25 protein-coding genes are annotated in these 26,094 nt (G+C 69.1%); 18 read left to right on the forward strand and 7 right to left on the reverse strand.

Annotated elements, in window-relative coordinates; genetic code table 11:
* Window positions 1-40: 40 nt before the first annotated feature.
* Window positions 41-1,165, reverse strand: a complete 1,125-nt coding sequence (locus tag MFF07_RS15515) for a DUF2778 domain-containing protein (protein WP_238232316.1) — start codon at window positions 1,163-1,165, stop codon at window positions 41-43.
* Between the two features lie 433 nt (window positions 1,166-1,598).
* Here MFF07_RS15515 and MFF07_RS15520 point away from each other — a divergent pair, with 433 nt between their 5' ends.
* The 4 genes from MFF07_RS15520 (at window position 1,599) to MFF07_RS15535 (ending at window position 6,728) form a co-directional block, all read left to right on the forward strand.
* Entirely contained in the window at window positions 1,599-2,645 is a 1,047-nt protein-coding gene (locus tag MFF07_RS15520; RefSeq protein ID WP_147821773.1) for a CHASE3 domain-containing protein, read from the forward strand.
* A 623-nt stretch (window positions 2,646-3,268) separates the two neighbouring features.
* Window positions 3,269-3,748, forward strand: a complete 480-nt coding sequence (locus MFF07_RS15525) for a (2Fe-2S)-binding protein (RefSeq protein WP_147821775.1) — start codon at window positions 3,269-3,271, stop codon at window positions 3,746-3,748.
* Window positions 3,745-6,096 carry a xanthine dehydrogenase family protein molybdopterin-binding subunit gene (locus MFF07_RS15530; protein ID WP_238232317.1) on the forward strand — a complete coding sequence of 784 codons (2,352 nt, stop codon included), beginning with the start codon at window positions 3,745-3,747 and terminating at the stop codon, window positions 6,094-6,096. Before MFF07_RS15525 ends, MFF07_RS15530 begins: the two co-directional genes overlap by 4 nt.
* 257 nt (window positions 6,097-6,353) lie before the next feature.
* A complete protein-coding gene (locus tag MFF07_RS15535; RefSeq protein WP_238232318.1) occupies window positions 6,354-6,728 on the forward strand; it encodes a hypothetical protein in 375 nt (124 codons plus the stop codon).
* Here MFF07_RS15535 and MFF07_RS15540 read toward each other — a convergent pair whose 3' ends face one another.
* A complete protein-coding gene (locus MFF07_RS15540) occupies window positions 6,729-7,394 on the reverse strand; it encodes a DUF2268 domain-containing putative Zn-dependent protease (RefSeq protein ID WP_147818838.1) in 666 nt (221 codons plus the stop codon).
* 183 nt (window positions 7,395-7,577) lie between these two features.
* On the opposite strand from MFF07_RS15540, the gene MFF07_RS15545 reads away from it, so the two are divergent.
* Together MFF07_RS15545 and MFF07_RS15550 are read left to right on the forward strand one after the other, a co-directional pair.
* Window positions 7,578-8,288: a phosphatidylserine decarboxylase gene (locus MFF07_RS15545; protein ID WP_238232319.1), complete on the forward strand. Its 711-nt coding sequence runs from the start codon at window positions 7,578-7,580 to the stop codon at window positions 8,286-8,288.
* Window positions 8,289-8,331: 43 nt separating this feature from the next.
* A complete protein-coding gene (locus tag MFF07_RS15550; protein WP_147818842.1) occupies window positions 8,332-9,165 on the forward strand; it encodes a CDP-alcohol phosphatidyltransferase family protein in 834 nt (277 codons plus the stop codon).
* Window positions 9,166-9,168: 3 nt separating this feature from the next.
* Here MFF07_RS15550 and tam read toward each other — a convergent pair whose 3' ends face one another.
* On the reverse strand, window positions 9,169-9,942 hold the full coding sequence (gene tam / locus MFF07_RS15555) for a trans-aconitate 2-methyltransferase (protein ID WP_147818844.1): 774 nt from the start codon (window positions 9,940-9,942) through the stop codon (window positions 9,169-9,171).
* A 174-nt stretch (window positions 9,943-10,116) separates the two neighbouring features.
* On the opposite strand from tam, the gene mscL reads away from it, so the two are divergent.
* Window positions 10,117-10,545 carry a large conductance mechanosensitive channel protein MscL gene (gene mscL / locus MFF07_RS15560; protein WP_147818846.1) on the forward strand — a complete coding sequence of 143 codons (429 nt, stop codon included), beginning with the start codon at window positions 10,117-10,119 and terminating at the stop codon, window positions 10,543-10,545.
* Window positions 10,546-10,560: 15 nt separating this feature from the next.
* Here the strand turns inward: mscL and MFF07_RS15565 are convergent, their stop codons facing one another.
* On the reverse strand, window positions 10,561-11,376 hold the full coding sequence (locus MFF07_RS15565; protein ID WP_147818848.1) for a phosphotransferase family protein: 816 nt from the start codon (window positions 11,374-11,376) through the stop codon (window positions 10,561-10,563).
* A 289-nt stretch (window positions 11,377-11,665) separates the two neighbouring features.
* On the opposite strand from MFF07_RS15565, the gene alaS reads away from it, so the two are divergent.
* Complete coding sequence (alaS, locus tag MFF07_RS15570; protein WP_238232320.1) at window positions 11,666-14,356, forward strand: alanine--tRNA ligase; 2,691 nt, start codon at window positions 11,666-11,668, stop codon at window positions 14,354-14,356.
* Between the two features lie 69 nt (window positions 14,357-14,425).
* Here alaS and MFF07_RS15575 read toward each other — a convergent pair whose 3' ends face one another.
* The gene (locus MFF07_RS15575) at window positions 14,426-14,629 is read right to left on the reverse strand and encodes a hypothetical protein (RefSeq protein ID WP_147818852.1); all 204 of its coding nucleotides are present in this window, start codon (window positions 14,627-14,629) and stop codon (window positions 14,426-14,428) included.
* Between the two features lie 206 nt (window positions 14,630-14,835).
* Between MFF07_RS15575 and MFF07_RS15580 the strand changes: the two genes are divergently transcribed.
* Entirely contained in the window at window positions 14,836-16,254 is a 1,419-nt protein-coding gene (locus tag MFF07_RS15580) for a phosphatase PAP2 family protein (RefSeq protein WP_238232321.1), read from the forward strand.
* 3 nt (window positions 16,255-16,257) lie between these two features.
* Here MFF07_RS15580 and MFF07_RS15585 read toward each other — a convergent pair whose 3' ends face one another.
* Both MFF07_RS15585 and MFF07_RS15590 read right to left on the reverse strand, forming a co-directional pair.
* Window positions 16,258-16,965, reverse strand: a complete 708-nt coding sequence (locus MFF07_RS15585) for a uracil-DNA glycosylase (protein ID WP_238232322.1) — start codon at window positions 16,963-16,965, stop codon at window positions 16,258-16,260.
* A 21-nt stretch (window positions 16,966-16,986) separates the two neighbouring features.
* Window positions 16,987-17,943: a class I SAM-dependent methyltransferase gene (locus MFF07_RS15590; protein ID WP_147818857.1), complete on the reverse strand. Its 957-nt coding sequence runs from the start codon at window positions 17,941-17,943 to the stop codon at window positions 16,987-16,989.
* 213 nt (window positions 17,944-18,156) lie between these two features.
* On the opposite strand from MFF07_RS15590, the gene hemH reads away from it, so the two are divergent.
* From hemH to MFF07_RS15635, 9 genes are all read left to right on the forward strand, one after another.
* Window positions 18,157-19,236 (forward strand): ferrochelatase, encoded by a 1,080-nt coding sequence (hemH, locus tag MFF07_RS15595; RefSeq protein WP_147818859.1) that lies wholly within the window; start codon window positions 18,157-18,159, stop codon window positions 19,234-19,236.
* Window positions 19,237-19,276: 40 nt separating this feature from the next.
* Entirely contained in the window at window positions 19,277-19,573 is a 297-nt protein-coding gene (locus MFF07_RS15600) for a hypothetical protein (RefSeq protein ID WP_147818861.1), read from the forward strand.
* A 264-nt stretch (window positions 19,574-19,837) separates the two neighbouring features.
* Window positions 19,838-20,209 (forward strand): VOC family protein, encoded by a 372-nt coding sequence (locus MFF07_RS15605; RefSeq protein WP_147818863.1) that lies wholly within the window; start codon window positions 19,838-19,840, stop codon window positions 20,207-20,209.
* 237 nt (window positions 20,210-20,446) lie between these two features.
* Window positions 20,447-21,013, forward strand: coding sequence for a F0F1 ATP synthase subunit delta (locus MFF07_RS15610; RefSeq protein WP_147818865.1), 567 nt, complete (start codon window positions 20,447-20,449; stop codon window positions 21,011-21,013).
* 66 nt (window positions 21,014-21,079) lie between these two features.
* Window positions 21,080-22,609, forward strand: coding sequence for a F0F1 ATP synthase subunit alpha (gene atpA / locus MFF07_RS15615; RefSeq protein ID WP_147818867.1), 1,530 nt, complete (start codon window positions 21,080-21,082; stop codon window positions 22,607-22,609).
* Window positions 22,610-22,757: 148 nt separating this feature from the next.
* Complete coding sequence (locus MFF07_RS15620; RefSeq protein WP_147819404.1) at window positions 22,758-23,648, forward strand: F0F1 ATP synthase subunit gamma; 891 nt, start codon at window positions 22,758-22,760, stop codon at window positions 23,646-23,648.
* 85 nt (window positions 23,649-23,733) lie between these two features.
* Window positions 23,734-25,191 carry a F0F1 ATP synthase subunit beta gene (gene atpD / locus MFF07_RS15625; protein ID WP_147819406.1) on the forward strand — a complete coding sequence of 486 codons (1,458 nt, stop codon included), beginning with the start codon at window positions 23,734-23,736 and terminating at the stop codon, window positions 25,189-25,191.
* 67 nt (window positions 25,192-25,258) lie between these two features.
* Window positions 25,259-25,510 (forward strand): hypothetical protein, encoded by a 252-nt coding sequence (locus tag MFF07_RS15630; protein ID WP_147819408.1) that lies wholly within the window; start codon window positions 25,259-25,261, stop codon window positions 25,508-25,510.
* A gap of 85 nt (window positions 25,511-25,595) precedes the next feature.
* Window positions 25,596-26,000 (forward strand): F0F1 ATP synthase subunit epsilon, encoded by a 405-nt coding sequence (locus MFF07_RS15635; RefSeq protein WP_147819410.1) that lies wholly within the window; start codon window positions 25,596-25,598, stop codon window positions 25,998-26,000.
* Window positions 26,001-26,094: the final 94 nt, after the last annotated feature.

The raw sequence follows: 26,094 nt of genomic DNA on the forward strand, positions 1-26,094 counted from the left end.
GCCTTCGGTCACGGAGATCGGCCGCCCGACTCCCAAAAAATCATTCTGCCGAGGCGCTTGCCCCAAAGATCCGGCTGGCGAAGCTCGGGGTGCGGTCGCCCTTCGACCCCGCCACCACGACGACGCGGCGGACCTCGCCGCTGAGATAGGCCTGCAGGAAGCGGGGGTAGTTGCGGAACGAGATGCAGCCGTTCGAGGCGCCGCTCGAGCCGAGCATGTAGGTGTGGGTGAGGAGCCCGTTGCGGTTGTAGATCGCGCCCGCGCCGCCGACCGGGTTCAGGCGCAGGGCCCGCACGCCGTGGAACAGCGCCTCGCGCTCGGTGAGATCGTAGGTGCCGGGCGGGGTCGAGCCGCGCATGCGCAGGTGGACGTTGTGCGGGTTGTCCATGCTCGGACCGAGGCCGGAATGGGCCTCCAGCACCTCGCCGCCCGGCAGCGTCACCCGGCCGGCGCTGATGTCGTAGACGGCGGTGCCGCCGCCGGCCTGAGGGGCGGTGGCGCGGCGCGGCGACATCCCGAGGCCCTGGGTGTCGACCCCGGCATAGGCCAGCGCCTGCGGCCGCTCGGCCTCGGGCTTGGCACCGAACACCGTGTCGAAGAAGGAGCGCTCGGCCTCGGCATTCTCCTGCGCGACGGCTCCTTGCGCCGCGATCCTGGCGCGCGGCGAGGCCGGCCGCTCGGCGAGCCGGGCGACGACGGAGGTGGTGCGCGCGGCCAGGAGGTCGGAGGGCCTCCGCACCGGCAGCGGCACGGTCTGCGGCGTGAGAGCCGGCATCAGGCGGGCGGTCTGCTGCACGACCTGCGGACGCGGCGTCGGCACCGGCTGGCGCGCGACCGTGTCTGCGACCAGGGCTGCGACGACGGCCGGTGGCGGAGCCGGCTCGAACGCCGCGTGCAGCGCCGCCACCGGGAGCAGCGTCAGCGTCCGCGCGCCGAGGGCGGGCGTCGGATCGAACAGCCAGGCGTCGCGTCCGGGGGCGGGGGCCGCCGCCAGCGAGAGCACCGGGGCCTCGGGCTCGGCGGCGACGTCGTTATCCGCCGTGAACCGGGGCAGGGCGCCGACGACGATCGCCGCCGCGGCGGTCATCGCCAGCAGGTCGGCGCGCAGCCGGCGACGACGGGGGCGGCGCGTCAGGCGGCCGTAGCGATACGCGTCGTCGATCATGCGGGCTGTACTCGGATACGCGTATCCCGCACGGACGCCGTCCCGCCCGCGCCGCGCTCGAAGAAGCGCGATCGCGGGCCGGAAAGGCCAACTCGGCCGTCAGGGAAACATCAACCTTAACCGTCTCCGATTGAACGCCAATTTGGTTAATCTCCGATAAAAGGGGTGCATACCGACGAATCCTGTATCGGCGACGGGCACGAGCGATGGCGGATCCGAAAGACATCTTCGTGCTGACCGGCGCCGGGGTCTCCACCGAGAGCGGGCTCGGCACGTTTCGCGATCGGCAGGAGAAGCCTGAAAGCCGCATGCACCGGCGGCCGACGGTTCGTGGATTGAGGTCCACCCACGGCCTCACCACAATCGCCCTGTTGGCTCCGTCGGCGAAGCGGTATCATGCCCGGGCCTCGTCGCAGGGTCCCGGACCACAGCCATGCACGCCCCGATCGCCGCCTTGCGCCGCTGGAACCGGCGTCGGTCGAGGCTCACCGCAGCGCTCGTCAACTCGCCCGTCGCCTTCGGCCTGCTGATCATCGCCCTGCTCGCCGCCGGCTGGAACTACCTCGTGGCCGAATCGAGCCGCGACCGGGTGGCCGAGGCCAACGGCGTGGTGCTCGAAGTCGAGCGGTTGTTCTCCTCGATCAAGGACCTGGAGACGGGCGAGCGCGGCTTCGTGCTCGTCGGCAGCGACAACTACCTGATCCCCTATGACGGCGCCCGCGCCGCCATCGACCGCAGCCTGGCTCGGCTGAACACGATCACCCGCGGGCATCTCGACCCGTCGGTCGCCGGCGGCAGGCCGCTGGACGTGCTGGTGGCGGAGAAGCGCGCCTTCGCCGCCCGCGTCGTGGCCCTGCGCAAGGAACAGGGGTTCGAGGCCGCGACGGACCTCGTGCGGACGGGGGACGGCAAGGAGACCATGGACGCGATCCGCGCCGAGGCCGTGGCGATCCGCACGAAGCTCTCCGAGCGGGTCGACAAGATCCAGCGCAGCGACCGCCTGCGCGGGCTGCTGCTGGCTTTGCTTACCGGGACCACCGCCTGGAGCGCGGTGGCCCTGGTCGCGTGGCTGCTCGTCCTGCGCCGGGAGGAGGGCCGGCTGACCAGCGCGCTCCTCGAAGGCGTGCTGGAGAACGCCCCCGTGGGCCTCGGCTTCCTCGACCGCGACCTGCGGCTGCAGCATCGCAACCGCGCGCTGGCGAGCCTCGGCGGCAGCGGCTTCGGTGCAGGCATCGGCCAACCGATCTGGGCGGCGCTGCCGGCGCTGGAGGAGCGGCTCTCGACACCGCTCCACGCCGCCCTGCGGCAGGGCGTGGCGACGTCCGACCTCCCCGTGCCGGTCGCCTCCAGAACCGTGCCGGGCGGAATCCGCCACCTGCGGATGAGCTTCTATCCCCTCACGGTGCCGAACGAAGCGGGCCATCCGGAGATCGAGGGCGTCGGGTTCGTCGTCGCGGCGGAGTCGTCGGCGAAGGTTTGAGACCGTTTCCGGTCGATCCGTTCGATCCAGTTGATCCATCCGATGTCCACGGCCCTTTCCCGGACGCCTGGAACACAGTGGAAGGTGATCCGGGACCCAGCGAGAACACGGGCCGCGCCAGCGGCTCGATTCGAACGGCGCCGACGTTTCGACGCTTCGCGACGTCCTTATGCTGGGCCCCGGATCGGGTTCCGCTGACGCTCCACCCGTCCGGGGAAGGGGGGCGTGGTAAGCCGAAGCCCTCGACCGGAAACGGCGTGAGACCGAAGCCGTCGATTTCGGCTCTTCCGCACTCGGCCCTTCGACCAGCGCGAACACGCGCCGTCGCCATGTGCGAAACGTCACGCCGTCTTCGCCCCATGCAACCCGACGGCGAAATCCCCGCTCCGGCCTGCATTGCGCGATCATCCCGCGGGCGGATACATTATTCCCATTCCAAGATGCGGTGCGGGGGCGGGGGCCTTCGTGCGCGTGCCGGCAGCGACAGCCCGGCCGTAGCGGATTCGTCCCGCATGCTCTCAGCGATCGCGCGAGCCTCCGGCTCCCGGCGACCGCCCTTCGACACCGGCTCGTCGTCGCGTCGCCCGAAGCGACACGCGGCGGCCTCACGACAGGACGAAGCGATGATCAAACTCACCGTGAACGGGGCGGAGCGCAGTTTCGACGGCGACCCCGACATGCCGCTGCTCTGGTACCTGCGCGACGAACTCGGCTTCACCGGCGTGAAGTTCGGCTGCGGCCAGGCGCTCTGCGGGGCCTGCACGATCCATCTCGGCGGCACCGCCACGCGCTCCTGCACCACGCCGGTCTCGGCGGCGGAGGGCCAGGAGGTGCTGACCATCGAGGGGCTCTCGCCCGACGGTAACCATCCGGTCCAGGTCGCCTGGCGCGATCTCAACGTCGCCCAGTGCGGCTACTGCCAGTGCGGCCAGATCATGCAGGCCGCCTCGCTGCTCAAGGACACGCCGAAGCCGAGCGACCAGGACATCGACGAGGCGATGAGCGGCAACATCTGTCGCTGCGGCACCTACCCGCGCATCCGCGCGGCGATCCATCAGGCCGCCGGCCAGCCGGCTTCCACCACCGAGGGAGGCAAGCTGTGATCCACGACGCGAAGCTCATGGCCGAACTCGCCTCGGCCCCCGCCCCCAAGGCCCCTGCCCTCCTCGACAACGTCAGCCGCCGCGCGACCCTCGGCGGACTCGGCGCCTTCGTTCTGGCTCTCTCGCTCAGCGATCGGGCCATGGCCGACGAAGGCCAGACGAAGGAGCAACAGGAAAAGAAATACGGCGCCGACGGCATGCCGCATGGCTGGCGCGACGACCCCAAGGTCTTCGTCGCCATCGCCGCCGACGGCACCGTGACGGTGACGAACCACCGCTCCGAGATGGGTACCGGGGTGCGCACCTCGATCGCCTTCACCGTCGCCGACGAGCTCGAGGCCGACTGGTCGAAGGTCAAGGTGATCCAGGCCTGGGGCGACGAGAGCCGCTTCGGCAACCAGGACACCGACGGCTCGCGCAGCCTGCGCCACTTCTTCCAGCATTTTCGCCATGCGGGCGCCGCTGCGAAGCTGATGCTCGTCCAGGCCGCCGCCAAGCAGTGGGGCGTGCCGGTCGGTGAAGTCGTGGCCGAGAACCACGTCATCAGCCACAAGAAGTCGGGAAAGACAGCCGGCTACGGAGAGTTTGCCGCCGCCGCCGCCGAGCTGCCGGTGCCGGCCCGCGAGAGCGTCGTGCTCAAGGACCCGAAGGCCTTCCGCTATATCGGCAAGGGCAAGATCGGCCTGATCGACAACCACGACATCACCACCGGCAAGGCGATCTACGGCCTCGACACCCAACTCGACGGCATGCTTTTCGGAGTTGTCGCCCGCCCCGCAGTCTACGGCGGCAAAGTGAAAAGCTTCGATGACAGCGCTACGCTGAAGATCCCGGGCGTCGTCAAGACCGTGAAGATCGAGGGGGGAGACATCCCCTCGGAGTTCATGCCCTTGGGCGGCATCGCGGTCGTCGCGAAAAACACCTGGGCGGCGATGAAGGGCCGCGAGGCGCTCAAGATCGTCTGGGACGACGGTCCGAACGCCAATTACGACACCACGGCCTTCCGCAAGGAGCTGGAAGCCTCGGCCCGCGCCCCCGGCAAGGTCGTGCGCAACCAGGGCGACGTCGACGGCGCGATGAAGACGGCCAAGACCAAGATCGAGGCCGAGTACTTCGTGCCCCACCTCGCCCAGGCGCCGATGGAGCCGCCGGCCGCCGTCGCCCGCGTCAAGGACGGGTTCTGCGAGGTCTGGGCCTGCATCCAGGGTCCGCAGGCGGCCAACGATCGGCTGATGAAGCGGCTGAACTTCGCCGACGACAAGGTGAAGGTGAACGTCACGCTGCTCGGCGGCGGCTTCGGCCGCAAGTCGAAGCCCGACTTCATCGTCGAGGCGGCGCTCTGCTCGCAGGCCGTGGACGGCGCGCCGGTCAAGCTCGTCTGGACCCGCGAGGACGACCTGCACCACGGCTACTATCACACCATCTCGGTGGAGCGCCTGGAGGCCGGCCTCGACGACAAGGGCATGCCGGTGGCCTGGCTGCACCGCTCGACCGCGCCGACGATCGGCTCGATCTTCGCGCCCGATCCGAAGCACGAGCTGCCGTTCGAGCTCGGCATGGGGCTCACCAACCTGCCGTTCGCCCTGCCGAACGTCCGGCTGGAGAACCCGGAAGCCGCGGCCCACGTCCGCATCGGCTGGTTCCGCTCGGTCTCGAACATCCCGCACGCTTTCGCGATCCAGTCCTTCGTGGCTGAACTCGCGCATGCCGCCGGGCGCGACCCGCTGGAATACCTGCTCGCCCTGATCGGACCCGACCGCAAGATCGATCCGACCACGCTCGGCGACGTCTGGAACTACGGTGAGGATCCGAGCCGCTATCCCGTCGATACCGGGCGCCTCAAGGGCGTGATCCAGGCCGTTGCCAAGGGTGCCGGCTGGGGCCGCAAGCTCGAAAAGGGCCGGGGCCTCGGCGTCGCCGGGCATTACAGCTTCGTCACCTACACGGCGGTCGCGGCCGAGGTGGAGGTCGACGACAAGGGCGAGGTCAAGGTGCACGCCATCGACATCGCCGTCGATTGCGGAGCGCAGGTGAACCCCGAGCGCATCCGCTCGCAGATGGAAGGCGCCGTCGTCATGGGGATGGGCCTCGCCCTGTCCTCGCAGATCACCTTCAAGAACGGCCGCGCCGAGCAGAACAATTTTGACGGCTACGAAGTGGTCCGCATGGACGCCGCGCCGAAGGTGATCCGCGTCCATCTCGTCAACTCCACCGGCTTCGACAGCCCGCTCGGCGGCGTCGGCGAACCCGGCGTGCCGCCGGTGGCCCCGGCCATCGCCAACGCGGTCTTCGCCGCAACCGGCCGCCGCATCCGGCAGTTGCCGATCAAGGACCAGCTGAGCAGCTGAGTCTTTTCGGAGTTCACCACGCCCACTCTCCCCGCGCGCGGGGAGAGGGCCACGGACCCCTTGCAGGGTCCGTGGCGAGCGGAGGCGAAGCCGAAGCATAGGTGAGGGGGAGCCGCCGAAAGTGGCTCCTCCGGGGGTAACCCCTCACTTTCGGCTGCCGCCTCGAATCATGACCCGACAAGGGGGCATGACGCCCTCTCCCCGCGTGCGGGAAGAGGCGCGCTCACCACTGTCCCGATCTCACCAGGAAAAAACCGATGACGCGTCACGCGTACCTCGCCGCCGCCCTGCTCACGGCCCTGACGGCCGGCCCGGTCCTGGGTTCCCCCTGCTCCGAGCAGATCGAGGCCCTCTCTGGTAAGGTCCACGAGGAAGGCAGGCAGGCGATCGCGGCCGGGACCGGCGGGCAGGCCGACGCGGCGGCGCGCGGCGGCCAGGGCAAGACCGGGGCATCGGGCGAAGCCTCGAACACGCCCCCGGACAAGTCGGCCGACGCCGGCAAGGGCGCCGACAAGGCGCAGGCCGCCAAGGTCGCCCTCGACGAGGCGCGCACCGCCGACGGCAAGGGCGACGCCAAGGCCTGCATGGACGCCATCGGCCGCGCCAGGACGGAACTCGGCAACGCGCCCTGATCAGCCGGCGGACAGCGTACGGCCGCGGGCTGCCCTGAGCACGTCGTGCGCCGCGACATCGACCCAGGCGCGGCCGTCGACGCCCGGATTCGCCATCAGCCAATCGCCGACGATCCGGTAGCCGAGCGTATAGCCGAGCCAACGAGGATAGCGCCCGCCTGCCCCGAAGAACCAAGCACCGTGATCGTGGCCGTTCGCCACGAGCGTGGCGTTGTCGGGACGGTTGGCCTCGAGCACCGCGTCGGTTACGGCGCATTCCCAGGGCTCGGGCGGCGTGCCGAACAGATGGCTCACGAACCGTCCCGCCAACCCCTCGCTGACCAGCGCCTCGCCAAGGGTCCAGCCGTAGCCGGGCCCGGCCATGCGCAGGCAATGGTGCGCCTCGTGCGCCACCGTCCGGCGAAGGTCGCCGTTCCTCAGAGATCCCGCGAAGTTGGTGTTGTCCGGATCGAGCGTGAGCGCGAACAGCCCCGGCCGGTAGGCGCGCCCCGTCGTGCCGGTTTCGGGGATCGTCGCACCGGTGAGACGCTCGATGAGGATATCGAGCGGGGGCACGGGCAGCACGCCCGCGACGGCCTTCCGGGCGATCTCAACCTCAGCGGTGATCGTATCGCGCCAGGGGCGCAGATCGCCGGACGCTTCAAGCCAGTGCAGGTGCCAGGACATTGCGCGTTCTCGCCGGACGTCGAGGCGCGATCCTGACGCGTGAAGCGGAACGCGGCAACAGCCGGATGCTGTCCAGAGCCGGGTCGAGGCTTCACGGCTGACACCATCGAAAATGCCCCACGGTTGACGTTCGCCCGGGTGCCTGCCATCGCGGCGCTCGCCGCGAGACCATGTCAGGGCCCCATGACCGACCTCTTCGAGACGATCCGCCGGACCCTCGTGCCGATCCACAAGGAGGGCTATCCCTTCATCCTGATCGGCATCGTGCTCACCGTGCTGCTCGGCTACTTCGCCCAGGCCTTCTTCTGGATCTTCCTGATCCTGACGCTGTGGGTTTGCTATTTCTTCCGCGATCCGGAGCGGGTGGTGCCGACGGTGGACGGCCTCGTGATCGCCCCGGCGGACGGGCGCGTGAACTTGATCTCCACCGTGCTGCCGCCGCCCGAGCTCGACCTCTCGCACGAGCCGATGCTGCGGATCTCGGTGTTCATGAACGTGTTCGACTGCCACGTGAACCGGGTGCCGGTGGCGGGTAAGATCGGCCAGATCCACTACACGCCGGGCTTGTTCCTCAACGCCGAACTCGACAAGGCCAGCGACGACAACGAGCGCAACGGCCTCGTCATCGAGACCACTCACAAGGGCCTGCCGCTCCGCGTCGGCGTGGTGCAGATCGCCGGCCTCGTGGCGCGGCGCATCGTCGGCTTCGTCTCGGCGGGGGACACGCTGCAGACCGGCGAGCGATTCGGCCTGATCCGCTTCGGCTCGCGGGTCGACGTCTACCTGCCGACGACGGCGCGGGTCCTCGTCGGCTTGGGCCAGAAGTCGGTGGCCGGCGAGACCGTGCTCGCCGATCTCGGGGGTGGCCCCGAGCGGGCATTCCGCCGTATCTGAGCGCTCGCTCCCGCCTCCACCTCGCGCGAAAAACAGGCCCTGAATGGACGATCTGTTTCCGCCCTTCGAGCCCGACGCGAACGAGCCGCGCCGCCGCCGCTTCCGGCCGGTGCCGTTCCGGATGATCGCGCCGAACATGATCACCCTGCTCGCGCTCTGCCTCGGGCTGACCGCGATCCGGCTCGCCTTCGAGGGCAAGTTCGAGCCGGCGGTGATCGCGGTGGTGGTGGCCGCCGTGCTCGACGGCATCGACGGGCGGGTGGCGCGGCTGCTCAAGGGCACCTCGCGCTTCGGGGCCGAACTCGATTCGCTGGCCGACTTCGTCAATTTCGGCTGCGCCCCGGCGCTGATCCTCTACGGCTTCGCCCTCAATCCCCTGCGCTCGGTCGGCTGGATCGTGGCGCTGGTCTTCGCCATCGCCATGGCGCTCAGGCTGGCGCGCTTCAACGCCATGCTCGACGACCCGAGCCGGCCCGAATGGAAGAAGGACTTCTTCGTCGGCATGCCGGCGCCGGCCGGCGCGCTGACGGCGATGCTGCCGCTCTACCTGCACTTCCTCGGCCTGACCTTCGAGAGCTGGGCCGCACCGCTGGTGCTCGCCTACGTCCTCGGCATCGCGCTGCTCGTCGTCTCCACCGTCCCGACCTTCTCCGGCAAGACCTGGGGCAAGCGGGTGCCGCGCGAATTCGTGCTGCCGATCTTCCTGGTGATCGTCGTCGTCTTCGGCCTCGTGATCAGCTTCCCCTTCGAGACGATGGTAACCCTCGCCGTCGCCTACCTCGCCGCCCTGCCCGTCGGCGCGGTGCAATATCGCCGGCGGCAGAAGCAGGAGCCCGCCCTGCCGGCGCCTGACGAGGCGCACGAGACGGCAGCCTGAGCCTCAGGCGCGCCGCGCGACGACGAACAGCCGCGGGAAGCGCAGCAGCACCCGCCCGTCGCCTCGGCGCGGATAGGCGCTCTCCAGCGCCGCCGCGTAGGCTGCGAGGAACGCGACGCGCATGTCGTGGTCCAGCGGCGCCAGGAAGGGCCGCAGCCCCGTCGCCTGCAGCCAGGTCACGATCGCGGCGGCGTCGGGCAGAGGGTGGACATAGGTCGTCGCCCAGATGTCGACGCTGCAATCCGCCGCCCGCAGCCAGTCGTAGTAGTCGCCGGCCGGCGGGATCCGGCTACGCGATGCCCCGGCATCCCCGATCAGGGCGCTCCACGGGCCGTCGGCCGCGACCGCGCGCATCAGGGCGTGCGAGGGCTCGTCGAGGTTGTCCGGCACCTGGAACGCGAGGCAGCCGTCGGGTTTCAGCAGGCGGGCGAGGCGCGGGATCAGGGTCGCGTGGTCGGGCAGCCATTGCAGCACGGCGTTCGCGAAGATCAGGTCCTGCGGATCATGCGGCGCGAGATCGCGCAGATCTGCCTGGACGAAGCTGATGCGGGGGAGCGCCCGGCGGGCCTGGGCCAGCATGTCGGGCGCGCTGTCGACTCCGAGGATCCGGGCCTTGGGAAACCGCGCGGCCAGCAGCGCCGTGCCGTTGCCGGGGCCGCAGCCGAGATCGAGGATGTCGGAGGCTCGGTCGAGCGGCACGCGGGCCAGCAGATCGGCCGCCGGCCGGGTGCGCTCGGTGGCAAAGCGCAAATACTGGGACGCGTTCCAGTCCGACATTGCGCCTCCACATGCACGAGGGCCGGGTCCGGTGGTTGAAAACCGGGCAATCGGCCGTGGACAGTCCCGGCAGCCGCCTTGGCAGGCCCGTATCCTGCAATAGCGTGGCCACGCTGTTACGCCGAACCGGTATCCACTTCGGTGGAGCGCGCCCGAAATTCGAGGAGACGACGAATGTTGGAAGAATTCAAGAAGTTCGCCCTGCGCGGCAACGTCGTCGATCTCGCCGTCGGCGTGATCATCGGCGCGGCCTTCGGCGCCATCGTGACCTCGCTGGTCCAGGACGTGATCATGCCGGTGATCGGCGCGGTGACCGGCGGCCTCGACTTCTCGAACTACTATCTCGCCCTGTCCTCGAAGGTGACGCCCGGCCTCGCCTACGCCGACGCCAAGAAGCTCGGCGCCGTGGTTGGCTACGGCCAGTTCCTGACGCTGGCCGTCAACTTCGCCATCGTCGCCTTCGTGCTGTTCATGGTGATCCGCGCCGTGAACAAGCTGAAGACCCGGGAAGAGGCCAAGCCCGAGCCCGTCGCCGAGGTGCCGGCCGACGTGAGGATCCTCGCGGAGATCCGCGACATCCTGGCGGCTCGCCCGAAGGTGTGAGGCCGGACGCGAGGTTCAGGCGCCCTGCCGCGCGCTCAGCAGCCGGTCGACCACGCCCAGGATCTGCGCGTCCTTGTCGGTGCGCCGCGCGCAGAGCCGGGCGACCATCAGCGGCAGGTGCCAGGCGCGGATCTCGGCGCGGCTGACGCCGCCGAGCCGGCGGTAGCAGCGGACGTACCAGTCGGCGGCGATGCCCCGGATCCGGTCGGCGTTGCCCTCGCCGGCTTTCGGGAGGCGGCCGTAGCGGATCATCAGCTCGGTGCGGGCGACGTCGGCGGCCGGGCATCCGGTGCCGGCCTTCTGCCAGTCGATGATGGCGAGGCCGCCGGGGGTGCACAGCACGTTCCCGGGGTGGATGTCGTTGTGGCAGAACGCGTCGCCCCGCGGCAGACGATCGAGCACGGCCAAAGCCGCGTCCCGCGTCGCCTCCGGGACCCGGGCCCAGCCGATGTCGTGGGCGATGCGGTCGGTTTGCGCCGGCAGGTCGGGGGCGGGCAGGGCGTGGATCGCGTGCTGGATCGCGGCGAGCCGGCGCAGCGCCAGCATCATGCCGAGGGGATTTTTCGCGTAGCGGCGCAGCATGGTCGGGCCGTGCAGGCGCTCGAACAGGATGCCGGTGCGCCCGTCCCGCTTCAGCAGCGCGATCGGCCGCGGCACGGGCAGGCCGCGCTCGTGAGCCAGCGCGCTCGCGCGGAACTCGTTCTCGATCGCGGCCGGCTCCGACGGTTCGCGGTAGAGCTTCAGCACCCGGTCGGCGCCGTGCAGGAATACCTCCGAGCTGAGGCCGGAACCGAGGGGCACCGGGGCGGCTGACGTCGCTTCCGCAGGCATTCGGTCCGATCTCGCCCTCTATGCGCGGCTGGGCAGGCCGTGGTTTCACGTGAAACCACGCGAGGTTCAGGTCGTCGACGGCGCCTGGCGGTTCCGGTCCCCCGGATCCCGCCTCACCGCATCATGCCCCGGCGGGGTAGACGCGCCCGCCACCGGCGACAAGCAGCCCCAGCCGCACACCACTCGTGACTCGGGGTCCGCGCCTCCTTATGAGGACGCGAGCATGGCCGGGGCGTGACGCGCGCTCGGCCGACCCAGGACGCGATTCCAGACCCCCGAGCGATCCACGATGAGCGGCGTCAACGAGATCCGGTCGACCTTCCTCGACTATTTTTCGAAGGCCGGCCACACGGCCGTGCCGTCGTCTTCGCTGGTGCCGAAGAACGACCCGACGCTGATGTTCACCAATGCCGGCATGGTGCAGTTCAAAAACGTCTTCACGGGTGTCGAGAAGCGCCCGTACGTGAAGGCGACCTCGTCGCAGAAGTGCGTGCGGGCGGGCGGCAAGCACAACGACCTCGACAATGTCGGCTACACCGCGCGCCACCTGACCTTCTTCGAGATGCTCGGCAACTTCTCCTTCGGCGACTATTTCAAGCCGCAGGCGATCGAACTGGCCTGGACGCTGATCACCAAGGAGTTCGGGCTGAAGCCCGACAACCTGCTCGTCACCGTCTATGCGGACGACGACGAGGCGGCATCGCTCTGGAAGAAGATTGCAGGTTTCTCGGACCAGAAAATCATCCGGATCGGGACGTCCGACAATTTCTGGCAGATGGGCGATACCGGCCCCTGCGGCCCCTGCTCGGAGATCTTCATCGACCGGGGCGAGAGCTTCGCGGGCGGCCCGCCCGGCTCCCCGGACGAGGACGGCGACCGGTTCCTCGAGTTCTGGAACCTCGTCTTCATGCAGTACGACCAGATCGCGCCGGGCGACCGTCGCGACCTGCCGCGGCCCTCGATCGATACCGGCATGGGCCTCGAGCGCATGGCCGCGATCCTCCAGGGCGTGCCGAACATCTACGAGACCGACCTCTTTCGCGCACTGATCGACGCGGTCGCCCACGTGGTGGGTAAGCCGCCGGAGCCGGCCACCGTCGCCTCCTACAAGGTGGTCGCCGACCACCTGCGCTCGGTCTCGTTCCTGATCGCCGACGGCGTGCTGCCCTCGAACGAGGGCCGCGGCTACGTGCTGCGCCGGATCATGCGCCGCGCCATGCGGCACCTCGAATTGCTGGGCGCCCGCGAGCCGACGATGTTCCGCCTTGTGCCGACGCTGGTCCGCGAGATGGGCCAGGCCTTCTCGGAGCTGACCCGGGCCGAGCCGCTGATCTCCGAGACGTTGCGGCTGGAGGAGACCCGCTTCCGCCGCACGCTGGAGCGCGGTCTGACCATCCTCGACACCGAGACGCGCGATCTCCGCTCCGGCCAGAACCTCTCCGGCGAGACCGCCTTCACCCTCTACGACACCTACGGCTTTCCCCTCGACCTGACGCAGGACGCCCTGAAGGCCCGCGGCATCGGCGTGGACACGGCCACCTTCGACGCGGCGATGCTGCGCCAGAAGCAGGCGGCCCGCGCCGCGTGGCAGGGCTCGGGCGAGGCGGCGACCGAGACGGTCTGGTACGCCGTCCGCGAGCGCACCGGCGCCACCGAATTTTTGGGCTACGACAGCGAGCAGGCCGAGGCCGTCGTCGGCGCGCTGCTGCGCGACGGCGCCGAGGTCGAGACTTTGTCGGCCGGCGAGAGCGGGCTCGCGGTGCTCAACCAGACGCCGTTCTATGGCGAATCCGGCGGTCAGGTCGGCGACACCGGCACGCTCACCGGCACCGGTCTGAGCGCCAGGGTGAGGGCGACAGAGAAAAAACTCGGCGACCTGTTCGTGCACCATGTCGAGGTCGTGGACGGCACGCTCGCCCTCGGCGCTGCGGTTGAGCTGAAGGTCGATCACGGCCGCCGTTCGGCGATCCGCGCCAACCATTCGGCGACCCACCTGCTGCACGAGGCCCTGCGCCAGGTGCTCGGCGACCACGTTGCGCAGAAGGGCTCACTGGTCTCGCCCGACCGCCTGCGCTTCGACATCAGCCACCCCAAGCCCATCGAGGCCGACGAGCTTCGCAAGGTCGAGGAGATCGCCAACGCGGTGCTCCTCCAGAACCAGAGCGTCGTCACCCGGCTGATGGCGGTGGACGAGGCGATCGAATCCGGCGCGCGCGCTCTGTTCGGCGAGAAATACGGCGACGAGGTTCGCGTCGTCTCCATGGGCAAGCCGGTCGACGACGCAGGCACGGAGGTCGAGGGCGGCCGCCTCGCCGACTTCTCGATCGAGCTCTGCGGCGGCACGCATGTCGGCCGCACCGGCGATATCGGCCAGATCACCGTGCTCGGCGAGAGCGCTGTCGGCGCGGGCGTCCGCCGCATCGAGGCGATGACCGGACACGGCGCCCGGCGGCACCGTGCCGACGAGAGCCGGACGCTGAGCCAGCTCGCCGGCCTGCTCAAGGCGCCCGTCGCCGACGTCACCGACCGCATCGCCGCCCTCGTCGAGGACCGCCGCCGCCTGGAGCGCGAACTCACCGACACCCGCAAGAAGCTCGCGATGAGCGGCGGTGGAGGGACGGCTGGCGGCAGCGACGACGGCACCCGCGAGATTTCCGGCGTAAAGCTGATGGCGCGTGTAGTCGAGGGCGTCGAGATGCGCGATCTCAAGAGCCTCGCCGACGAGGGCAAGACCCGGCTCGGCTCCGGCATCGTCGCCATCGTCGGCGTCGCGGCCGACGGCAAGGCCGGGCTGGTCGTGGGCGTCACCGAGGATCTTGCCGAACGCTACGACGCCGTCGGCCTCGTCCGCGCCGGTGCCGGCCATCTCGGCGGCAAGGGCGGCGGCGGCCGCCGCGACATGGCTCAGGCCGGTGGTCCGAACGGGGCCGGGGCCGACGCGGCTTTGGAGGCGATCGTCGCGGCGCTGACGGCGGGGTAGGCGGCGGCTTGCCGCCGCCACCTGTTCAACGCAGACTTTTGCCGAAGTGTCGGCGGGCTGCCGAAAACCTCAGCCCTGGCGCAAGCCGACCGAGCGGGTCTGGCCGGCGCGATCGCCGACCTTTTCGATGCCGCCGTTCATGCGGAAGACGCGGGCTTGTTCGTGCCGGACCCCGTCGCTGACGGATCCGTCCGAGCGCAGCGAGGGCCGATGCGCCCGCGCTTCCGCTGCCAGGGCGGCGTCAGTCTCGCGTTTCAGTGCGTCGTGGTTCATTGGGATACCCTCGGGTGATGTCGCTCTTCGGCGTGTTCAACGCACGAGAGGGCAATAGGATCAGCCGAAGATCGCGAGCCCCCGGCGAAGTGCACCGCCGGTTTCGAATTCCGGCGCTCCTGTCATATCTCTTTCACCGCATGCGGTGAGAGCAGGGCGGTGAATCGGCCGCCTCGCTGTGGCCGGCACCACGACGGGAGAGTTCCATGGGCCACCGCACGGCAATCGGGCTCGCGCTCCTGACGGCCCTGGTCCCGCTGCGCTTAGAGGCGCAGTCGGCGGCGAACATCACCGCCCTGAAGGGGCTCGCCCCGGTCGGCCTTCTCCTGAAGACGCCCGAAGGTCAGGCGGCGCTCGACGCGAACCTGAGCGTGACCGGCGGCATCCAGACCGGCGCACTCGGGCAGCCGACCCTCCTGCCCTTCGCCGAGCAGCGGCAACTCGCCCTGCGCGACGCCTTCATCACCGACGGCAACGCCACGGAACTCGCCGACGGGTTGGGGACGAGCCTCGGCGGCGCCTACCAGGCCAAGGCCCGCTACGAGACCTACAAGGACTTTTCGAGCGTTTCGAAGGCCCTGGCCGACCTGATCGGCTACACCAACAACGTCGCCAAGTCGGATTCGAACGCCGGCAAATACTTCTTCGCCAACGCCACCACCGACGGCAAGGAGCCGGTCTCGCTGGCGGCCGCGGCGATCCTCACCGCGACAGGCGGCACCACCGACGTGTTCGGCAAGGCCTATGGCCGCCTCGCCGGCAGCATCGGCGCCGACGCCTTCGGCAATTCGCGGCCGTTCCAGACCGACCCGATCCTCGTCGCGTATCGCGGCTCGGACTATTTCGGGCATCCGTCGCACAGCCTCGACTGGCTGCGCGGGCCGAGCCAGAACCTGACGGACAGCCCGTCCTATCCGAGCGGCCACACCACCTACGGCTACACCGAGTCCCTGCTCCTCGCGATCCTGGTGCCGGAGCGCTACCAGCAGATGATCGTGCGGGCGGCCGAATACGGCAACAACCGCATCGTGGTCGGCGCGCATTACGCCATGGACGTGCTCGGCGGGCGCAGCGTGGCGTTGCACGCGGTGGCGCATCTCCTGGCCAACGATCCGGCCTATGTCGGGCAGGTCCGCAAGAACCCGGCCGTCATCGATGCCATGGGCCGGAGCGAGGGTGACGGCGTCGGCATCGCCGACTATCCGGCTGCCCTGGCGGCGGCGCGCACGGATCTCACGGCCTTCCTCACCGCGAATTGCGGCGGCACCATCGCCGCCTGCGCCGCGACCGATACCGGCCGGTTCAAGGATGCCTCGGCCAACCGCGCCTTCTACGACGCCACGCAGACCTACGGCCTGCCGGTGGTCCATCCGGCCACCGCCGACCGGGCGATCGATGTCGGCAAGACCGCGCCCGAAGCCGGCTATCTTCTCACGGCGGCCTTCCCGTCCCTGACGCTCGATGAGGCCAACGCCATCCTGACGGCGACCCTCGGACCGGGCGGCGGCTTTCTGGATGATGGCTCCGCCTTCGGGCTGTATTCGCGGCTCGACCTCTACGCGGCTGCGGGCAGAGCGGCGGCGATGGCGGCCACACGGCAGCCGGCCATTCCGCCGACTCGCTGAACGCTACTCGAGCTGCCAGTCGATCGGCGCCAGTCCGCGCTCCTCCAACCAGGCGTTCGCCCGCGCGAACGGCCGCGAGCCCGGAAAGTCGCGGGCGCGGTTGAGCGGCGAGGGGTGGCCCGAGGCGATGACGCCGTGGCGGGTGGTGTCGATCAGCGGCTCCCGTGCGCGGGCCTGGGCGCCCCAGAGCAGGAAGACCGAGGGCGACATCCTGGCCGAGACAGCCGCCACCGCCTCGTCCGCCAGCCGCGACCAGCCGAGCCGCAGATGCGCGCCGGCCTTGCCGGCCTCCACGGTCAGCGCGGCGTTCAGCAGCAGCACGCCCTGCCCGGCCCAGGGTGTGAGGTCGCCGCTGGTGAAGACGGGCTTCTCACCCTTCGCCGCCTCGACGACCTCTGCAAGGATCACCTTGAGCGAGGCCGGCAGGCGGCGCGGGCCGACATAGGAGAAGGCGAGGCCGTTGGCGTCGCCCGGCGTCGGATAGGGATCCTGCCCGAGGATCACCGCCTTCACGCGGTCGAGAGGCGTGAGCGTCAGCGCGCGGAAGATGTCGTTGGGCAACGGCAGGATCTGCGCGCCGTCGGCGACGCGGGCGTCGATCCGCTCGGCGACGGCCTCGGCACCCCCATCCGAAAAGAACGGCAGCGCGAGCCAGGGCGAACCGCTGGCGCGAAACGCTTCGAGGGAGTCGACGACGGGTCCGTGAGGCATCGCCGCCGAATCGCAGATGCCCTAGCGCTTGGCCAGCCCGTCCCGCACGGCCTTGGCGTTGCGGCGGATCGCCGGCCAGATCCAGGCGCCGGAAGCGAGGTAGATTCCGGCCGGCATCGGCTTGAGGTCGACGGCGAGGCGTTCGGCGAGGCCCGGGTTGGCGAGGCGGCCGACGGGGGCGTCGGTCTTGCGGTAGACCACCGTGGTGTCCTCGCGCCAGTAATCGGTGTGCGGCACGAGGCCGGCGCGGCGGGCCAGCAGGTCGAAGGTCTCGCGGACGTAGCCGTGCACGTGGGCGAAGTGGAAGCGCTCGTGCGGCGGCTTGCCGGTGGCGGCCATGTTCGGCACGGCGGCGTAGAGCACTCCGTTGGGCTTCAGCCAGCCGGCCAGTCGCTCCACGGCCTCGGCCGGGTTGCGCAGGTGCTCCAGCACGTGGTGCGTCGAGATGACGTCGAAATGCCCGGCGGGGAAACGGCTCGGATTCTCCGCCTCGTCCAGCACCTCGACCCCGTGATGCTCGCGGGCGTAGGTCGCGTAGTCGCGGCCCGGCTCGACGCCGATGGCCTCGCAGCCGCGTCGGCGCGCCTCGGCCAGGAACTCGCCGGAGCCCGAGCCGAAATCGAGCAGCCGCGCACCGGGCACGAGCTTGGCGGCGAGCAGGTCGGCGCGGAACACCGCCTCGCGGGCCGAGCGGTTGAGGTGGTGGCGCGGCGGGCCGCCGGAGAAGGCGAGCTGGTAATCGGCGCGGTAGGAGGTGGTGTAGTACTCGGCGAGCTCGTCCGGCGTCGGCATCGGGTCGGTGCGGATCAGGCCGCACTGGACGCAGGCGATGGATTTCAGCGTCTTGAGCCGCCGGTCCGTTTCCGCGACGGTGATCGCCTCGTGCGAACCGCACAGGTTGCAGGCGGCCGGCGCGCCCTTGTACGGGTAGCCCGTGAACGGCACGAAATGCTTCAGGAAATAGTGGGGGGACGGCATGCCGCGCTGGCCTCCGGGGCGATTTCGGGCGATGTGTGATCGGGTCGTGTGGCGAAAACACGATCAGGGGCGGCTCGAGGATCGTCCGATGACACCCCGAGGCCGGCACACTGCGCGCTTTGGCGCAAGATTAGCCTGCAGACAACCGGACCGCGTTCCCCATATCGGCGTTGATCGTCTGCGGGGAGACGCCCTGCCGTGACCGGAAGCGTGATGAACGAACGCGTCGAGCCCAAGACCCTGCACCCGCACAGCCGGGTCTCGTCGAAGATCGTGGCCCCCACCGTGCCCCCGGACCATCCGGTGGTGAAGAGTGGCCGCGTCGGCGTGCTGCTGATGAATCTCGGGACGCCCGAGGGCACCAGCTATTGGCCGATGCGCCGCTATCTCAAGGAATTCCTGTCGGACCGCCGCGTCATCGAGGTGCCGCGCCTGATCTGGTGGCCGCTCCTGAACCTGATCATCCTGACGAAGCGCCCCGGCCCCAAGGGCAAGGATTACGACAGCGTCTGGAACAAGGAGCGCGACGAGGGCCCGCTGAAGACCATCACCCGCGGCCAGTCGGAAAAACTTCAGGTGGCGATGGGCGACACGGTGCTCGTCGACTGGGCCATGCGCTACGGCAAGCCGGAGGTCTCGGTGCGAATCCAGGCGATGCTGGACGAGGGCTGCGACCGCATCCTGCTGGTGCCGCTCTATCCGCAATACGCCGCCGCGACCTCGGCCACCGCCTGCGACCAGGCCTTCAAGGCGCTGATGCAGATGCGCTGGCAGCCCACCGTGCGGGTCTCGCCGCCCTATCACGACGACCCGGTCTACATCGAAGCGATGGCCGATTCGATTCGGGAAGGCCTGGCCAAGCTCGACTTCGAGCCGGAGGTGATCCTCACCTCGTTCCACGGGGTGCCCAAGAGCTACCTGCTCAAGGGCGACCCCTACCATTGCCAGTGCCTCAAGACCGGCCGGCTGATCCGGGAGAAGCTGGGCTACTCGACCGAGAAGATGCGCGTCACCTTCCAGTCGCGCTTCGGCAACGAGGAATGGCTCAAGCCCTATACCGACGAGACGGTGATGGCCCTGGCCAAGTCCGGCGTGAAGCGCATGGCGATCGTCGCCCCGGGCTTCACCGCCGACTGCCTGGAGACGCTGGAAGAGCTCGACGGCGAGAACCGCCATTATTTCGAGGAGAACGGCGGCGAGCACTACGCCTTCATCCCCTGCCTCAACGATTCCGATCTCGGCATGCGGGTGATCGAGAGCGTGGTAAGGCGGGAGCTCCAAGGCTGGATCTGATCGTTTGTCGGACCCGGCCGCCTTTACCCGAGGCGATCCTATGGCCGCATTGCCGATCCCGGCCGCGGAGCGCCCGCTGGCCCTTGCCGTCCGCCACATCAACGCGTCCGCACGCGATCCGATCGACGGACCGACGCTGCTCGCCGCGCTGAACGCGGAGCGCGTGCCGGCTCCTTACGCGCATCACGTGCGCGCCTTCTTCGACGAGGCCGAGATCGAGACGATCGGCGATCTCGTGCGCGGCGGGGCCGTGACCTATCCGACCCTCGCCCGCGGCGCCCGGCGCTGCCTGCCCCCCGGCCACGAAACCCGCGCGTGGCTCGATGAGCGGGTCTGAAGGCAAGTGATCGAACTGCTCCGCCCTTTCCCGGACGCCTGAAGCGTCAGCGGAAGGCGATCCGGGATCTAGCGAAAGAAGGGCCGCGTCAGCGGTTCGATGCGAACGGTGCCGACGTCTCGACGCTTCGCGGCTTGTCGTGCTGGGCCCCGGATCGGCTTCCGCTGACGCTACACCCGTCCGGGGAAGGAGCGCGTCGGCGATGAAGAGGGTATGCTCCCCGCCGCAGTGCTTCGCTGCGTTCATGGCCTATGGGAGGAGCGCATGGACATCGAACCGGCTCTCGTCGCCATCCTGCCCTCCAACGACCTCGACGCCTCCCAGGCCTTCTACGCCCGTCTCGGCTTCGCGTGCGACGCAGGCGAGGCCGGCTACCGCATCCTGACCCATCCGACCGGGGCGATGCTGCACCTCACGGCCGCCGTCGAGGGCTGGCTGGTGCCGGGACGCAATCCGTTCGGGCTCTATCTCTACGCACCCGACGTCGATTCGCTTGCCCGGCGGTTTGCCGGCGAGACGATCGAGCCGGGCGGGGTCGAGGAAAAGCCCTGGGGCATGCGCGAATTCTCGCTGTCCGATCCCGACGAGACGCTGGTGCGGGTCGGCTGGCCGCTGCGCCTGTTGCGGGGCGCCTGAGCGCTGCCGCTAACCCCTTGTGCCGATTCCCTCGCCGGGCGTCGGAATCGGGGGAACCGTCGCCTTGCGCGGAGCGACGGTGCCATGCTACGGCCACCCCGCGCTGCAGGGGGGGTGTCGTCACCCGCCCGCACAGCCGGCGCATTCCCATTTTTCACGGTTCACCGAGCCGCCGCCCCGACAGGGGTCGGCACGGACCGCGGAACCGGCGGGCACGAAACAAAAGAGAGCGGGCAGGTGGCGCAGAGCGGTTCCGACGGTACCCTGGTCTCCGGCGTGGCAGGTCGCTACGCGCTCGCCCTGTTCGAGCTGGCGCGCGACGAGAAGCAGATCGACGAGGTCGCCCGGCATCTCGACCAGTTCGACGCCCTCTACAACGAGAGCGACGACCTGCGCCGCCTGGTGAGGAGCCCGGCCTACACGGCCGAGCAGCAGAGGCCCGCGATCGAGGCGATCCTGGCCAAGGCCGGCATCGACGGCATCGCCGCTAACTTCATCAAGCTCACGGCCGCCAACCGCCGCCTCTTCGCCCTCCCCGACATGATCCGCGGGTATCGCGAAAAGGTGCGGGAATCGAAGGGCATCGTGCGCGCCGAGGTCCGCGTCGCGGAAAAGCCCTCCGACGCCCTGATCCAGGAGATCGCGGCGACGCTGCGCGAGGTCGCCGGCTCCGAGATCGAGCTCGACCTCAAGGTCGATCCGAGCCTGATCGGCGGCATCGTCGTCAAGATCGGCTCCCGCATGGTCGACGCATCCCTGCGGACCAAGCTCAACGGTATCCGCCTCGCCATGCGCGCCGCCTGATCCGGCACGCCGCACGGCTCATCCGAACACGCGACAGACGTCCGACACTCATAAGAAGGCCCGACGATGGACATCCGCCCCGCCGAGATCTCCGCGATCCTCAAAGAGCAGATCAAGAATTTCGGCGAAGCCGCCGAAGTCTCCGAGGTCGGGCAGGTGCTCGCCGTCGGTGACGGCATCGCCCGCGTCTACGGCCTCGACAAGGTCCAGGCCGGCGAGCTCGTCGAGTTCGAATCGGGCGTGCAGGGCATGACCCTGAACCTCGAGAACGACAATGTCGGCGTCGTGATCTTCGGTTCGGACCGCGAGATCAAGGAAGGCCAGACCGTCAAGCGCACCGGCGCCATCGTGGACGTTCCGGTCGGCAAGGGCCTGCTCGGCCGCGTGGTCGACGGCCTCGGCAACCCGATCGACGGCAAGGGCCCGATCCAGTCGACCGAGCGCCGCCGCGTCGACGTCAAGGCGCCGGGCATCATCCCGCGCAAGTCCGTGCACGAGCCGATGGCCACCGGCCTCAAGGCCGTCGACGCGCTGATCCCGATCGGCCGCGGCCAGCGCGAGCTGATCATCGGCGACCGCCAGACCGGCAAGACCGCGATCGCCCTCGACACCATCCTCAACCAGAAGCCGCTCAACCAGGGCGACGACGAGAGCCAGAAGCTCTACTGCGTCTACGTCGCCATCGGCCAGAAGCGCTCCACCGTCGCCCAGTTCGTGAAGGTTCTCGAGGACCAGGGCGCCCTGGAATACTCGATCATCGTCGCGGCTACCGCCTCCGACCCGGCCCCGATGCAGTTCATCGCGCCCTTCGCCGGCTGCGCCATGGGTGAGTACTTCCGCGACAACGGCATGCATGCCGTGATCGTGTACGACGACCTGTCCAAGCAGGCCGTCGCCTACCGCCAGATGTCGCTGCTGCTGCGCCGCCCGCCGGGCCGCGAGGCCTATCCCGGCGACGTGTTCTACCTCCACTCGCGCCTGCTCGAGCGCGCCGCCAAGATGGGCGACGCCGCCGGCAAGGGTTCGCTCACCGCGCTCCCCGTCATCGAGACCCAGGCCAACGACGTCTCGGCCTACATCCCCACCAACGTGATCTCGATCACCGACGGCCAGATCTTCCTCGAGACCGACCTGTTCTACCAGGGCGTCCGCCCGGCGGTGAACGTCGGCCTCTCGGTCTCGCGGGTGGGCTCCTCGGCCCAGACCAAGGCGATGAAAAAGGTCGCCGGCAAGATCAAGGGCGAGCTCGCGCAGTACCGCGAGATGGCGGCCTTCGCGCAGTTCGGCTCTGACCTCGACGCCTCGACGCAGAAGCTCCTGAACCGCGGCTCGCGCCTCACCGAGCTCCTGAAGCAGGCGCAGTTCGCCCCGCTGAAGATGGAAGAGCAGGTCGCCGTGATCTATGCTGGCGTGAACGGCTATCTCGACAAGATGGCGGTCAGCAAGGTGCGTCCCTTCGAGGACAAGCTGCTCGAGACCCTGCGCTCCAAGCACGCCGACCTCCTCGGCGCGATCCGCGACTCGAAGGACCTGTCGGACGACAGCGCCGGCAAGCTCAAGAGCGTGGTCGAGAGCGTCTCCAAGTCGTTCAACTAAGGCTCGTCCCCTCCTCCTTGTGGGGAGGGGGTCGGGGTGGGGGTGGCGCAGACGGCACCACCACGCCCCATCCTGAACCACCCCCACCTCCGGCTCCTCCCCACAAGGGGGAGGAGAGGGCTCTCGGAACCGGTCTGGATATTCCTCGATGCCGAGTTTGAAGGATCTGCGGAATCGCATCACTTCGGTGAAGTCGACGCAGAAGATCACCAAGGCCATGCAGATGGTCGCCGCCGCCAAGTTGCGACGCGCCCAGAACGCCGCCGAGAGCGGCCGGCCCTACGCGGAAAAGATGTCCGCGACGCTCGGCAACCTCGCCGCGAACCTCGTCGGCGGCGTCGGCGCCCCGAAGCTGCTCTCCGGCACGGGTGACGACAAGACCCACCTGCTCGTGGTCTGCACGGCCGATCGCGGCCTGTGCGGCGCCTTCAACTCGTCGATCGCGCGCCTCGCCGCCCGGCACGCCCGCAAGCTCGCGAGCGAAGGCAAGACGGTCAAGATCTTCACCGTCGGCAAGAAGGGCTACGACATGCTCCGCCGGCAGTTCCGGGCGGAGATCGTCGAGAACATCGACATCCGCGGCACCAAGCCGGTGGACTACGCCTTCGCCAGCGAGATCGCGGACAAGATCCTCGCCCGCTTCGATGCCGGCGAGTTCGACGTGGCGACCCTGTTCTATTCGCAGTTCAAGTCGGTGATCTCGCAGGTGCCGACGGCGCAGAAGCTGATCCCGGCCGAGCTGCCGAGCACCGACGGCAAGACCACGACCGGCGCCTCCGCGGATGCCGCCATGGAGTTCGAGCCGAGCGAGGAGGCGATCCTCACGACGCTGCTGCCGAAGAACCTCACGGTGCAGATCTACAAGGCGCTCCTCGAGAACGCCGCCTCCGAGCAGGGCTCGCGCATGAGCGCCATGGATTCCGCCACGCGCAACGCGGGCGAGATGATCAAGAAGCAGACGCAGATCTACAACCGCACGCGTCAGGCCATGATCACCAAGGAACTCATCGAGATCATTTCGGGCGCGGAAGCGCTCTGACCCACAGGGCGCTCTCCGACGGGCCGGATGCCGGTTCGTCGCCAGGGAGCGCGACGCAACAGATCATCTGAAGGACACGCTCTCCATGGCGAACACCGCTTCCCCCGCCAACACCTCCAAGGGCCGCATCACCCAGGTCATCGGTCCGGTGATCGACGTGCAGTTCGACGGCCACCTGCCGGAGATCCTGAACGCGCTCGAGACCACCAACCAGGGCAACCGCCTCGTCCTCGAAGTTGCCCAGCAGCTCGGCGAGAGCACCGTCCGCTGCGTGGCGATGGACACCTCGGAAGGCCTCGTGCGCGGCCAGGAGGTCTCCGACACCGGCGCGCCGATCAGGGTGCCGGTCGGCCACAACACGCTCGGCCGCATCATGAACGTCATCGGCGAGCCGATCGACGAGGCCGGCCCGATCCACTCGGACACGCTGCGCGCCATCCACCAGCCGGCCCCGGCCTATACCGAACAGTCGACCGAGTCGCAGATCCTCGTCACCGGCATCAAGGTCGTCGATCTGCTCGCCCCCTACGCCAAGGGCGGAAAGATCGGCCTGTTCGGCGGCGCCGGCGTCGGCAAGACCGTGCTGATCATGGAGCTGATCAACAACATCGCGAAGGTGCACTCCGGCTACTCGGTCTTCGCCGGCGTCGGCGAGCGTACCCGCGAGGGCAACGATCTCTACCACGAGATGATCGAGTCCAAGGTCAACAAGGACCCGAAGGAGAACGGCGGCTCGGCCGAGGGCTCCAAATGCGCACTGGTCTACGGCCAGATGAACGAGTCCCCCGGCGCCCGCTCGCGCGTTGCGCTGACCGGCCTGACGATCGCCGAGGATTTCCGCGATCAGGGCCAGGACGTGCTGTTCTTCGTCGACAACATCTTCCGCTTCACGCAGGCCGGCTCCGAGGTCTCGGCGCTTCTCGGCCGCATCCCCTCGGCCGTGGGCTACCAGCCGACCCTGTCGACCGACATGGGCGCTCTGCAGGAGCGCATCACCACCACCACCAAGGGCTCGATCACCTCGGTTCAGGCCATCTACGTGCCGGCCGACGACTTGACCGACCCGGCGCCCGCCGCCTCCTTCGCCCACCTGGACGCAACCACGACGCTGTCGCGCTCGATCGCCGAGAAGGGCATCTACCCGGCGGTGGACCCGCTCGACTCGACCTCGCGCATGCTCTCCCCCGCCATCCTCGGCGAGGAGCATTACGACGTCGCCCGCCGCGTTCAGCAGACGCTGCAGCGCTACAAGGCGCTCCAGGACATCATCGCGATCCTGGGCATGGACGAGCTCTCGGAAGAGGACAAGCTGACCGTGGCCCGCGCCCGCAAGATCGAGCGCTTCTTCTCGCAGCCCTTCTCGGTCGCCGAGGTGTTCACCGGCTCGCCGGGCATCCAGGTGCCGCTGGAAGACACCATCAAGGGCTTCAAGGGCCTCGTGAACGGCGACTACGACGACCTGCCGGAGGCCGCGTTCTACATGGTCGGCACGATCGAGGACGCCAAGGAAAAGGCCAAGAAGCTGGCCAAGGACGCCGCATAACTTTTTGCCGGTCTCGGGGCGCTTTCGGCGTCGGATTTCCAGACTCGACGCCTGAAAGCACACCGGTATGAACGCCAAGATCGTCCTTCTGATGGTCGGACTCGTGGTCGGCGGCCTTGCCGGCTACCTGACCCGGCCCCAGGCCGCCGAGATCAAGATCGGACCTCTCAGCCTCGAGGTCCAGGACAAGGATTCCGTCGCGGGCGCCCGCGGCGGCGAGTTGACCACCGGCCAGCTCCAGCATGTCGGCCTGTTCGCCCTCATCGGCGCGGTCGTCGGCTTCGGGGCCGGTTTCGTCGCCGACCGCGGCCGGCGCTGACACACTCATCGGTGCATGACGCGGAAAAGTGGGAACCGGTTTTCCGATAACGTCTTGCAACAGCAAATGAACTGACGGACGCGCTATGGCCACCTTCCACTTCGATTTCGTCGGCCCCGAGCGGACGCTGTATTCCGGCGAGGTCGAGGCCGTTCAGATCCCCGGCACCGAGGGCGAGATGACCGTGCTGCCGGGCCACGCGCCCGTGCTGACCACCCTCAAGGTCGGGGTGATCACGGTCACCGAGAAGGCCGGCAGCGGCAAGCGCATCTACGTCCAGGGCGGCTTCGCCGATATCGGCCCGAACTCTGTCACCGTCCTCGCCGAGCGCGCCGCGCCGATCGAGGAGGTCAACGCAGGTGTGATCGACAAGGAGATCGAGGCCGCCGAGCTCGCCCGCGACGCCACGGAAGACCTCGAGAAGCGCGAGCAGCTCAACGGCCAGATCGTGCAGCTGCGCGAAGCCAAGCACGTACTCGGCGCCAACTGATTTTTTGGGATTTGCCCGCTCCGGCGGGTCGAAACGATTTCTGCGCCTGCTGGAAGCCTGCTTCCGGTGGGCGTTTTCGTGCACGGCAAACCCG

Source organism: Methylobacterium thuringiense (assembly GCF_022179645.1).
GTDB lineage: Bacteria > Pseudomonadota > Alphaproteobacteria > Rhizobiales > Beijerinckiaceae > Methylobacterium > Methylobacterium thuringiense.